The 12,436-nt window shown below is 64.7% G+C and carries 8 protein-coding genes and 1 CRISPR repeat array; of the genes, 2 read left to right on the top strand and 6 right to left on the bottom strand.

What is annotated here, in order from left to right; genetic code table 11:
- Positions 1-66: 66 nt before the first annotated feature.
- On the bottom strand, positions 67-2,778 hold the full coding sequence (gene cas3, locus HLH36_RS13180) for a CRISPR-associated helicase Cas3' (RefSeq protein ID WP_338030455.1): 2,712 nt from the start codon (positions 2,776-2,778) through the stop codon (positions 67-69).
- 212 nt (positions 2,779-2,990) lie between these two features.
- A CRISPR array of direct repeats spans positions 2,991-4,850; the repeat unit is 29 nt; unit sequence CGGTTCATCCCCGCGTGTGCGGGGAACAC.
- Between the two features lie 307 nt (positions 4,851-5,157).
- On the opposite strand from cas3, the gene HLH36_RS13185 reads away from it, so the two are divergent.
- On the top strand, positions 5,158-5,991 hold the full coding sequence (locus HLH36_RS13185) for a DODA-type extradiol aromatic ring-opening family dioxygenase (protein ID WP_182986824.1): 834 nt from the start codon (positions 5,158-5,160) through the stop codon (positions 5,989-5,991).
- 9 nt (positions 5,992-6,000) lie between these two features.
- Here HLH36_RS13185 and HLH36_RS13190 read toward each other — a convergent pair whose 3' ends face one another.
- The 5 genes from HLH36_RS13190 to HLH36_RS13210 form a co-directional block, all read right to left on the bottom strand.
- The gene (locus tag HLH36_RS13190; RefSeq protein ID WP_182986825.1) at positions 6,001-8,139 is read right to left on the bottom strand and encodes a TonB-dependent receptor; all 2,139 of its coding nucleotides are present in this window, start codon (positions 8,137-8,139) and stop codon (positions 6,001-6,003) included.
- A gap of 156 nt (positions 8,140-8,295) precedes the next feature.
- Entirely contained in the window at positions 8,296-8,745 is a 450-nt protein-coding gene (locus tag HLH36_RS13195) for a DUF2946 family protein (protein WP_338030456.1), read from the bottom strand.
- A gap of 108 nt (positions 8,746-8,853) precedes the next feature.
- Positions 8,854-9,546, bottom strand: coding sequence for a YfdX family protein (locus HLH36_RS13200; RefSeq protein WP_182986826.1), 693 nt, complete (start codon positions 9,544-9,546; stop codon positions 8,854-8,856).
- A 243-nt stretch (positions 9,547-9,789) separates the two neighbouring features.
- Positions 9,790-10,485: a uracil-DNA glycosylase gene (gene ung / locus HLH36_RS13205; RefSeq protein ID WP_182986827.1), complete on the bottom strand. Its 696-nt coding sequence runs from the start codon at positions 10,483-10,485 to the stop codon at positions 9,790-9,792.
- Between the two features lie 95 nt (positions 10,486-10,580).
- On the bottom strand, positions 10,581-11,288 hold the full coding sequence (locus HLH36_RS13210; RefSeq protein ID WP_182986828.1) for a pirin family protein: 708 nt from the start codon (positions 11,286-11,288) through the stop codon (positions 10,581-10,583).
- A 194-nt stretch (positions 11,289-11,482) separates the two neighbouring features.
- Between HLH36_RS13210 and HLH36_RS13215 the strand changes: the two genes are divergently transcribed.
- Positions 11,483-12,415, top strand: coding sequence for a LysR family transcriptional regulator (locus HLH36_RS13215; RefSeq protein ID WP_182986829.1), 933 nt, complete (start codon positions 11,483-11,485; stop codon positions 12,413-12,415).
- Positions 12,416-12,436 lie beyond the last annotated feature (21 nt).

Genomic DNA, 12,436 nt, shown 5'->3' on the forward strand with positions numbered 1-12,436 from the left:
TTTTATTTTCCCCGTTCAAAATGACCAGAAATCAAAATATCGTGACAAATTCTTATCAAAATGCATTCATGAAGTTTCTTGTCTTACATAGGAAAAACCGCAAGCACGATCATATCCGACCACAACCTCCTGCCCATCCTCCGCCCGCCCCATCCCCCGCCATCCGTCTTTCGTTTCACGAAGGACCAGCAACAGCATGGTCCGCTCCGCCTCACGCTCCCAGCGCGACCATCCTGATCGAGCAGCGGCCACAGCCGCCTCCAGTCCAACCGGTGCGGGACAAGACGCCAGGCGGTACTGCGCCACCGACACTTCGGAGAGAGCCCAGGCATGTCGTAGATCGGAGTGGACGACCGAGTCTGCTTCCGAAGCCCATGGCACCACCACGCCATCGCGCACGACCGCAAGCCGCACGGTTATCTGCGGGATCTCCTGCAAACGCGTCGGGGTGGCCAGTTCGGCCTCCCACTGCGCGGTCTCAGGAGCATAACCTCCCTCGAACGACAGGACATTCCGCGCCGCCATCGTAGCTTGCGCCTGCCCCCGCCCGGTTTCCTGAATGTTCGCAGCCAGCATGGCCTCAGGCACAGCATCTGCCGCGTCATCCCCAGCCGCCTCGATCAGCGCCCTGATCTCTCCAGGGCTATCGATGCAGCCACGCGCAAACAGGACCCGCGCGGTGCGCCACAGCAATGCCGGGTCGCGATACACAGCCGCTGTCCGAGGCAGAACACGGCACACCCATAGCGCATCGGGCTCAGCAACCGGTTCGGGCGAGACAACCAGCATTTCCTGCGTCTCGACCGGCCGCCCGGCGCGCGAATGGCGCCACAACCGCCCAGCCCGCTGAATCAGCAGGTCCATCGGTGCCAGATCTGTACATAACAGGTCGAAATCCAGGTCCAGGCTCTGCTCAATCACCTGCGACGCCACCAGGACCGCCGCCCGCTGACCGCCCCCGCCATTCTTTCCGAAACGCGCCAGAACATCACGTTCGATTGTCAGACGATCGATCATGGCGAAGCGCGCATGAAAGACCAGCGCGTCCACGCCTTGGCTGCGCAATGTCCGTGCGGTCTCGATAACGTCGTCCACCGAATTGCGAATCCATGCGACCGCCGCCCCAACACCAGCCCCGCGCTTGACTTCGGCCAACGCGGCATCGGCATCCGTCAGCCGCCGGACCGCCACGGAACGGGCCAGCCCATTCCGTGGCGCGCAGGCATGCTCCCCGACGTCTCCGCTTCCCGCCACGGTTACGAGCGGATAGGCCATGGCTGAAAGCGGCACCGGCTGCGCCCCCAGGCCGCTCCGAAATGCATCGACCAGCGCCTGACGCACCCGTCGCGTCAACGTGGCGGATAACAGAATGGCCGATCCCCCCATTGCCGCATGAAAGCGCAGCATTTCGATCATTTCGCGCCGCATGTAGGGATCGAAGGCGTGGCATTCGTCAACAATCAGGACCTTCTCAGCCAGCCCCTGCTGCCGCACCGTCGCGAAACGCACCGGCAGCACGGCCATCAAAGCCTGGTCGATCGTTCCAACCCCCACCTGCGCCATCAACGCCCGACGCGACTGGCTCCCCAGCCACGCAGCGCAATGGGCTTCAGCCGTACCCTCCATGGCGGAACCCGAGCGCGCTGTATCGTCATCCGGCGCCAAAGCCGCAGCAAATCGCTCATCCAGCGGCGCACGGCCATGCGCCAATGCCAGCGATGGATGAGCCGATGGCTGGAAAAGCCGTCGATAGGCCGCCACCAACCGGTCATACATGGCATTCGCCGTCGCCATCGTGGGCAGCGCAACGAACAGACCGGCGCCGCGTCCGGCCGTCATCAGCCGATGCGCCATTGTCAGAGCGGCCTCCGTCTTGCCGCTGCCGGTCATATCCTCGATGACGATCAGTGCCGGGCCATCAGGCAGAGCAACGCCTTCCGCCAGCGCCTGCACCGGTGACGGCTGGCTGATATGGTCAAATAACCCTCCGACTCCGGCGAAGGGCGCCACGGCCATCGGTGCCAGACCGGCACGGGCAATGGCAGAATGCGCCCGGGGCAAGGCCTGATTCCAGAAATATGCAGCCGGATCGACTATCTCATCGGGTGCGGCATACGGAAACCACTCGGCTCTGGACCCGATCCAGTCCGCCGTCACCGTCAGCCCCGCGAGCCGCCATTCCAGTCGCCGCAGCGCCGCGACATCAAGCAGCGGAATCGGCGGAGGCCGAAACAAATCGAACAACAGAGCGACGATTCGACGCGCCCAGACCATCACCCGGTCATCCAGCCTGTCGGCCCGTGTTTCCGCTACCGGGCGCCCGTGATGCCCGGCAACCGCGCGCAACACCGCACCCCGAGCAGAGAGAAGCCACGGCCGCCGCGAAGGCGACGGAGCGAATAACGGCGCCAATTCCGCATTCGCCATCGCATTCAGAAGCGCCAGCCCATCCGCATCGTGAGAGGCGGAGGCCAACCTCGACGACAACGGCCCGAACACCGCTGCGGGCCAATGCTCCGGCACCTTCGCCTGGAAACCTGGCGTCAGTTTGCCGATATCATGCAGAGCGACCAGAAAACCGATCTGGCGTCTGTCGAGCGCGCATTGTGACCATCCAGGCAGAAGAACCGCTACTGCCGCAACGTCGAGCATATGGGCGACAAGCGGATGCATGGCAGGACCTGAAAGACCAGACTCCCCGAACACACCCGCTCGCGCCTTGCCCCAGAATAGTGAGAGCCCGTCCTCACCTGAAATAGACACCCGACCTCCCCCCACTTCTTATGCGCCAGCGCGGTTCCCTCGTCAGACGGGACGATCTGTTCCAAGCCTCGCCCGGAGAGATAACGGGATGGCGATGAGATACCTGTTCCCAGCCTCACACAGAATGAGGGGAAAATCTAATCGATGAGACAATATAGAATTTGAACAAAGAATATCCCCGTGTGAGGGGAACACGTGTTCCGGATATTGGCGACACCGCGATCCACCAGTTGATCCCCGCGTGTGCGGGGAACACTGCGTGTCCAGGATGTTGATCGGTGCCAGCCACGGTTCATCCCCGCGTGTGCGGGGAACACCCGATCGCCGGGTTGATCGCGAGGATGGCACCCGGTTCATCCCCGCGTGTGCGGGGAACACCATTTTCCGCCACACGACTGCTATGTCGAGCCCGGTTCATCCCCGCATGTGCGGGGAACACAAGTGGTAGGCCGACATCGTGTCGTAGGCCGCCGGTTCATCCCCGCGTGTGCGGGGAACACGCGTGATCGGCCGTGCGCCCCAGCCCGTCGATCGGTTCATCCCCGCGTGTGCGGGGAACACCTATACGCGCGCGTCATGCCCGATCGCGCTACCGGTTCATCCCCGCGTGTGCGGGGAACACGGACGTCAGCATCAATGCGGCGCCGTTGGTGGTCGGTTCATCCCCGCGTGTGCGGGGAACACTGGCCAATGGTACGACTCCACCACTCGCGCTGCGGTTCATCCCCGCGTGTGCGGGGAACACGGTCAAGAGAGAAAAGGACCCAGACAATGACGCGGTTCATCCCCGCGTGTGCGGGGAACACAGGAAACGCTGCTGGATATTTACCGTCGGGCCCGGTTCATCCCCGCGTGTGCGGGGAACACCCATCCTCGCGCGTGGCGCCGACATAGGAGCCCGGTTCATCCCCGCGTGTGCGGGGAACACGATGGCATTCGTGTCATCACCTATGCCGAGCGCGGTTCATCCCCGCGTGTGCGGGGAACACGGCGATTTCGGACTGGAGGGCGGCAACAGCGGCGGTTCATCCCCGCGTGTGCGGGGAACACGCCTGGATCGAGCACCGCAATCATCGCCTGGTCGGTTCATCCCCGCGTGTGCGGGGAACACATGCGGCGCGTCTGCTCCTGAAGCTGGTTCATCGGTTCATCCCCGCGTGTGCGGGGAACACCTAGTGACGCTCTCAAATAATACCGGGGCGCCCGGTTCATCCCCGCGTGTGCGGGGAACACAGAACCAGCCAAATTCCGGCACACCTGGGCGCCGGTTCATCCCCGCGTGTGCGGGGAACACTCCTGCACTTCCGGGGGAAGGCGTCCCTGCTCCGGTTCATCCCCGCGTGTGCGGGGAACACCGGTCGGGTCCCGCTGGCCGACTGCGAGCGAGCGGTTCATCCCCGCGTGTGCGGGGAACACTGCTCCATCACGGCCGCGCACATCGAGAACGTCGGTTCATCCCCGCGTGTGCGGGGAACACACGATCTTGATGAACTCATCCAGCGGAACGGCCGGTTCATCCCCGCGTGTGCGGGGAACACTGATCGGCGCGCTGAACGTGCTGGCCAACGTCCGGTTCATCCCCGCGTGTGCGGGGAACACGCCAAGACCGTCCGCATCCATGCTGATGGCTCCGGTTCATCCCCGCGTGTGCGGGGAACACGCTACGGCCGCATGGCGCGGCGTGACGTTCTACGGTTCATCCCCGCGTGTGCGGGGAACACAATGCCCGCCTTGACCAGGATGTTGATCAGCTCGGTTCATCCCCGCGTGTGCGGGGAACACATTATGTTCGAAAATGGACGATGCATTTATCCCGGTTCATCCCCGCGTGTGCGGGGAACACTGACAGCGTTTCGGGTCGAGGCGCCGCGTGCTCGGTTCATCCCCGCGTGTGCGGGGAACACGGTCGCGAATAGCGTTGGTGGCACTGGGATTGCGGTTCATCCCCGCGTGTGCGGGGAACACATATAGTCGGCCTCACTCCATACGAACCGGTCCGGTTCATCCCCGCGTGTGCGGGGAACACCTGACGAAATCCGCGATCGTTTTCTTTCTCGCCGGTTCATCCCCGCGTGTGCGGGGAACACTCTTCCCAGAGCGCATTGATATTAAAAGGCTATTCTCATGTCAAAGATTCCACCGATGATAGAGCGTCATTTTATCACCCTCTCTTTCTGCCACCAGAGAGTAATCCAGACACCCGACTCCGATATACGTCCCAAGGCTCCAGCTAACCAATGTAATTTCTTTGATCGTTGCAAAGCCAGCTATAGCCTCTTCGGAAACGTTCCAAGCGGGATGGGATGAATCGGGGTGGTTGGCGATAGCCCGGGCTTATCGTGGTGCCTCAACCATGGCATGATATCCGCGCCCCTCACCCATCAGGAGCACATCATGGAATCGCAAGCCCCCGCCCCACAGGCCAGCGTCGCATCCGCGCGTCAGCCGGTCCTGTTCCTGCCCCATGGCGGCGGCCCCTGCTTCTTCATGGACTGGCCCGACACCTGGGACCATATGGCCGCCTACCTGCGCGGGCTGGCCGCGACGCTGCCCCGGCGCCCCGACGCCATTCTTGCCGTCTCGGGCCATTGGGAAACGGACGTGCCGACCGTCACCGCCGCCCCCCATCCGCCGCTGATCTACGATTATTACGGCTTCCCCGCCCACACCTACCGGCTGCGCTACCCCGCCCCCGGATCACCGGAACTGGCGGCACGGGTGCGCGCATTGCTGGACGCGGCCGGGATCGCGAATGCCGAGGACCCGGCACGGGGTTTCGACCACGGCGTCTTCATCCCCTTCATGCTCGCCTTCGAACAGGCCGATATCCCGATCGTGGAACTGTCCCTGCGCCGCGATATGAATGCAAAAGCCGAAATGCAGGTCGGCGCAGCACTGCGCCCCCTGCGCGACCAGAACGTGCTGATCGCCGCCACCGGCATGACCTACCATAATCTCGCGCATTTCATGGCGCCCGACCCGGCGTCCGACGCCGCCGCGCGCACCTTCGACAATTGGCTGGCGCAGGCCGTGGAAGCACCGCCGGAGCAACGGCGCGAAGCCCTCCTCCACTGGGACCGCGCCCCCGGCGCCCTGCAATGCCATCCCCGCCCCGAACATCTGCTGCCGCTGATGGTCGCAGCCGGGGCAGCGGGACAGGACCCCGGGCGGCGCGACTACAGCGACACCATCATGGGCAAGGCCCTGTCCGGCTTCCGTTTCGGCTGATCCGCCCCCTCAGAACGTCGCCGTCAGGCTCAGATTGTACGAGCGCCCCAGTCCGGGCAGCGCCCCCAGCACGCCCGTCGCCCTGTAATCGCCCAGCGAAAGCCCCCCGAGCGGCAGATCATATTTCTGGTCCAGCACGTTATCGATGCTGGCATCGAGCGTAAGATTCCGCCACCGATAGCTCCCGCCCAATTCCAGCAATGCATAACCCGGCGTGCGCGGCTCATGCCGCAGCCAGTCGACCGTGTCCTTGGCCTTGACCAGCGTCACCTCGACGCGACCGGTCCAGTTCTCATAAATCTCGTGCAGCGCGACCGTGCCGTTGGCCGGCATCTGATGATAAAGGCCGGAATGCGTCACCAGATCCTGCCCGCGCACCCAGTTGAGGTTGGCCTGCACCTCGCCGGTGCCGAACGCGTCGCTCCGCCATAGCCGCGCAAAGGCCGAGCCGTTGATGCCGTAGCTCCGCGCATCGTGGTTGACGAACTGCAATTGCGACAGGCCGTTCGAAAGCGCCCCGATACGCATCACGTTGATATAATGATGCGTGTATGTGTAGTAGGGCTGGATTCTCACCAGCCACGCCTGATCGCGCGGATCATGCCACGTGATCGTCATGCTGGCGGTATTGGCAATCTCCGGCGTCAGGCCCAGATTGCCGACATAGCCGTTCCCGTCGCCGAACCAGCCGATCATGCTGCTCGCCATCGCCCCCCTGCCCCAGGCATAACGTTCGTACAAATTGGGCGAGCGCGTCTTGCGCGCATACCCGCCCTCGACCATCAGACTGTCGAGCGGATGCCAGCGCACCAGCGCCGTGACATCGAAATTGGTATCGGTCCGCCCGCGCGAGGCCGCATTGAACCGCCGCGCCGCCATGATATCGGCCATGCTCATCATCCCGGTCCAGGAATAGGGCGCGACCGGGCCGGTATTCATCATCACCAGGTCACTGCGCATCCCCAGTTCGGTGGACAGGCGCGGCAGCCATTGCGCCTTCCATTCGATGTAATGGCCCAGCCGGTCCCGATACCCGTTATTGACGTTATGATAGGTATCCGGCCCCATCATCATGCTGCCCGCCAGCGGCGGCCACCAATCGTTCAACCCGTTATGGTCGAACGAACTCCCCAGGCCCAGCTCATGGCGCCGGCCAAGCGGAATCGTCGCCTTGATCGCATAACCCGCCGTCCGCGCATCGGTATTCATCGGCATACCGGTCGAGGCCGTATGCCCACCCTTGTCCGACATCATGTCCATGACATGATCCACCCGTTGCCAGAATCCCCGCGCCTCCAGCGTGCCCCAGTCGAAATCGCCCTTGTACTTTCCGTTCACGAAGGTCGACCGGTTGTTGGTCATATCCATGTATTGATTCGGAAAACCCTCATACGGAATATCCTGCTGCCCGACCGTCAGCGCCAGCAGATGATTGTCCTTGTGCACGCCCAGCGTGACGGCATGGTTGAAGCTCAGATAACTGGTCGACCGCACGCGCGGCCCGTCACCGCCGGCATGGTAATCGCCGGCATGGCTGTAGGAGCCGGTATAGCGCAGGCTCAGCAGGTCGTTCGCCACCGTCACCGAGCCCGACGCGCCGGACCCGCCTCCATTGCTGCGATAATCTCCCCGCAGCCGGCCGGTGACGAGAAGCGCCCCGGCCTTGGCAAATTGCGGATCGCGCCGCTCGACCGAGACCGTCCCTCCGGTACTGTCACCCCCCTGGCTGACCGAGGTGATCCCGGCGGTGGCGACTACCGACGCCACGCTGTCCGGATCGATATAGGACATCGCCGGATTCATGTGATTGGGACAGGCCGAGGCAATCCGCATCCCGTCCACAAAGGTCGCCACCCGGTCATCCGCCATCCCGTTCAGCACCGGCAGCGCCGACACGCCGCCGGCCGCATAACTGCTGAACCCCAACGCATGAGACAGCAGGGCACTCGTATCCGCACTATGCCCCGCCGGCCGCCGCACGCCATTGACGGTAATGAACTCGCCCGCCGTTCCGGCAGACGAGGATCGAGAGGATATCGGCGCGGACACGGCCTGGTCGGCCCGGGCAGGAACAACGGTCAACCCGCCGGCGACGGCCCAGCCGCACGCCACGGCACCGATCCACAGGGACCGGACATGATCTGTCATGACAGAAACCTGATCTGAGAGAGAGCAACAGCCCACGGGCCACGCGCACCGGTTTCCCCGTACGCAGGCCATGGGCGCGTCGTGCGCGGAGACGGTTCAGGATCGTACAGGCCCATCCCTTGCAGGCATGCGGCGGCACGATCGCTGAAAAATCTCTCAGATCGTCAGGGGCGGCCCAATGGCCGGGGGCCGCAAAAGGGCCCGCCGCATCGGCGGCGCACGCGGCCGCGCCGGGCTGTAGCGCACCCGCACCAGCCGGTGCAGGAGACAGAGCGCCGCCAGCACCACCGGCAGCACAACCAGCGACAGGTGCAGAAGCGGGCAAAGCGGGCAGGCATCATTGTCCGGCGCATGGTCATGCGACCGCTCGCCCGGCCCCGGCATGCCGGCCATCGCCATACCGGGCATGTGGTCACACATGCCGGACGCGGATGCCGGCGTCAGATGAATGCCCGTCAGACGCTCCAGCGTGGCCCGGGGCATCTCACCGGGCAGCGCGCGCGCCTGAATGCCCAGCAAGCCGAGATAGCCGCACAGCACGAGCAAGGCGACCGTCCAGCGGCCCCATCCCGGCCGCGCCTTCCTGATCGCGTCCCGCCCGTTCACGGTCCGGCCACCTCGTTCGCTGCAAATCCGCCCATCCACTAGCGCCGGACAGCCGGAAGACGCAAGCACGACCGGGGCGAACGCCGTCCGCCCCGGCCGCCGCGATGATTATTTCTTCGCCGGCTGCGCCGAGGGCGCCGGGGCGGTCGGCGCCAGGGTCTCGATGAAATCCTGCGAGACGAAGACAATTCCGTCCAGCGCCTGGTCCAGCGCCTCGGCCGCCTGCTTCGGCTGGCGGCCCTCGACGAACACCGTCGCCCGGTTGATCGCGCCTTCCATCTGGTCCAGCGGCGCCAGCGCGACGATGAAATCGACATCCTCGCCCACGACCTGCATCGTCTGGGCCGCGGCCTTGCTGTCGCCTGCCTTCAACTGGGCGTTGGCCGACGCGACCGCCGCCTTCTTCTCAGGCGCCAGAACGTCGCTGGCGATGAACTCGCCGCCCACCGGCACCCAGTCCGTCGGCGTCGTCACCGGCCGATGCGTCGGCGGCAGCGGATGCTGCGGCGCGGGCTGAAGCGCGCTTTCCGCCGCGTTGTAGCGTTTCTCGGCCTTGCGGGCGGCCTCCAGCCGCTTCTGCGCGTCATAAAGGGGCGGCACCGCCTGATCCACCTTCCCCTGCGCGACAAGCTGCCGGGCGGTTACGATGTCCGACAGCGCCCGCTCTCCATCATTGGAGAGATGATGCAGCGCACGGCCGGCCTTGAACTTCTCCCACGCCGCATGCAGCGGCGCCGCATGCGCCAGCGAGGGCACGGCACCCAGCGCGGCAACCACCGCCAGCGAGGCCACAATCCGCATATCTGACATCCTTCTCGTCCGTTAGAGTCATTTTTAACATAATGTTGCTGGCGATCGGAGGACAAGGCAGGGCAGGAATGCGCCTGGCGATCATGGAATTTAATTGAATACCGAACCATTCCCGGTGCGGCGCCGACGACAGGACTCGCGCGCCCCTCCGCCGCCCGCCGTCGTCAACTGCGCCCCAGCACAAGACCCCTGAACGAATCAGGGTTTTTTGGTTCTTTTTTTCAAAAAGGACCGTCAAACATCCCTCGGCGGCTCCGCCGGCAACCGCCAGTCGATCGGCGTCAGCCCATGGCTGACCAGAAACGCATTGGCCTTGGAAAAATGGTGGCAGCCAAAGAACCCGTTATGCGCCGATAGCGGCGACGGATGCGCCGCCTTCAGCACCAGATGCCGCGACTGGTCGACAAAGGCCGCCTTGCGCTGGGCATAGGCCCCCCACAGCATGAAGACCGCCGGCGTGCGCTGCTCGTTGACGCGGGCGATCACCGCATCGGTAAACTGCTCCCATCCCCGCTTCTGGTGCGAGGCCGCATTGCCCCGCTCCACCGTCAGCACGCTGTTCAGCAGCAGGACACCCTGCTTCGCCCAGGATTCCAGATAGCCGTGATGAGCCGGCGGAATACCCAGGTCGCTCTGGAGTTCCTTGTAGATATTGACCAGCGACGGCGGAATGCGCACGCCGGGCCGCACGCTGAAGCACAGCCCATGGGCCTGGCCATCGCCATGATACGGGTCCTGGCCCAGGATCACGACCTTGACGTCATCCAGCGGGGTCAGGTCCAGCGCCCGGAAATATTCCGCCCCCCTGGGGAAGATCACCTTGCCGCGCGCCTTCTCCGCCAGCAGGAAATCCTTCAGCGCCTGCATGTAGGGCGCATCGAATTCGGGGGCCAGCGCCGCCTTCCAGCTATCATCGAGCTTGATCGTCATGGCGGCATCAAGCGACGCCCCGCGGCAAAAATCAAGCAGGCTGCCCGCCCCCGCCACGAAGGGCAGGGGCGGAACAGGGGCGGACGCCGATCCGGTCAGGGCGCAACGTCCACCAGCACGATCTCGGCATCCTCCAGCGCGCGCACCGTCAGCACGTCGGTCTCCGAAATCGCCGCCCCATCACGGGTGCCGACCGTCCGGCCCTCGATCTCCACGCTGCCCTTGGCCGGGACCAGATAACCCAGCCGTTCCACGCCCAGCCGGTATTCCGCGCTTTCCCCCTTCTTCAGGGTCGCGCCCAGAACCCGCGCATCGGCATGGATCGGCAGGGCATCGCCCGCCGTATCGGCATCGTAGCCCGAGGCCAGCGCCACGAACCGCCCGCCACGCTCCCCCCTGGGAAAGGCCCGCGTGCCCCACGAGGGCGCATGCCCCGCCCGGTCCGGCATGATCCAGATCTGGAAGATGCGCGTCCTGCCGGGCTCGCGATTATACTCGCTGTGCATGATGCCGGTGCCGGCCGACATCACCTGCACGTCGCCCGCCTCGGTGCGCCCCGTATTGCCCAGATTATCCTGATGCGTAATGGCCCCTTCGCGCACATAGGTGATGATTTCCATGTCGCGATGCGGATGGGTGCCGAAACCGGTCCCCGGCGCAATGGCGTCATCGTTCCACACACGCAGCGCACCCCAGTGCATCCGGCGCGGATCGTAATAATCCGCGAAGGAAAAATGATGTTTCGCATCGAGCCACCCATGGTCGGCATGGCCCAGTTCCGCGAACGAACGAACCTCGATCATCGTGATCCCTCCAGTCTGATGTTTCTGGACGGACCCTACGCCCCCGCCGCAACACTCCGATACGGCAGGAAGCGAAACCCTTCGTTTCCGGATTTTCCGCCCCCGGAGCCTGCCGGAGCCCCCGTCTGGACGGGCACCGGCAGAAAATATATGGAAAGAGACCCGTCTGACCGTTTCCAAAAAGGCCATCCTTCATGCGACTGCCCGATTTCGAAGCCTGGGCCATCTTCGCGAAAGTGGCCGAATGGGGGTCGTTCGCACGCGCGGCGGAGGACATCCAGCTATCCAAGCCCACGGTCTCGAAGGCCGTAACCCGGCTGGAACAGGCGCTGGGCGCCAGCCTGTTCAACCGCAATTCGCGCCAGTTATCCCTGACCGACATGGGCCGCCACGCCCTGGGCCATGCCAGCCGCATCATCGCCGAAGCCGAAGCCGCCGAGGCCCAGGCCCGGGACGGCACGCTGAAACCCTCGGGCCAGATCCGCATCGCGGCGCCGATGACATTCGGCGTCAAGCATCTCTCGCCGGTCCTGCCCGCCTTCCTGCAACGCTATCCCGACATCGACCTCACGCTCGATTTCAGCGACGCGATCGTCGACCTGGTGGCCGAGGGCTACGACATCGCGCTGCGGATCTCCTCGCTGGCGGATTCCTCGCTGCGGGCCCGCCGGCTCTGCGCGGTCAGGCTGCTGCTGGTCGCCACCCCCGCCTGGCTCGATGCGACGGGCCGGCCGACCCACCCGCGCGATCTCGAGGCCCACAAGAGCTTCGTCTACACCAACACCTCCGCCCCGGGGACGATCCGCCTGCGCCATGCGCCATCCGGCAAGGATTACGTGCTGTCCCAGGCCTCCCGCCTGCGCGCGAACAATGCGGAAGGCTTCCTGCCGGCACTCGAAGCCGGGCTGGGCTTCGGCCTGTTCCCCGAATTCATGATCTGGGACAATCTTCAGGCCGGATCGCTGGAAATCATCCTTCCGGAGTGGCAGGCACCGCCGATCGCGCTCTACCTGGTCACCCCCCCCAGCCCGCTTCGCCCGGCACGCGTCAACGCGCTGCTGGACTATTTCGTCGAAGCGTTCGCGCTGCCACCCTGGGCCCGACCGGACGATCCGCCCCCCGCATAGCCCCCACGCCAGGCCTTGAGG

Origin of the sequence: Gluconacetobacter aggeris (genome assembly GCF_014174395.1) — a bacterium.
Classification (GTDB): Bacteria; Pseudomonadota; Alphaproteobacteria; order Acetobacterales; family Acetobacteraceae; genus Gluconacetobacter; species Gluconacetobacter aggeris.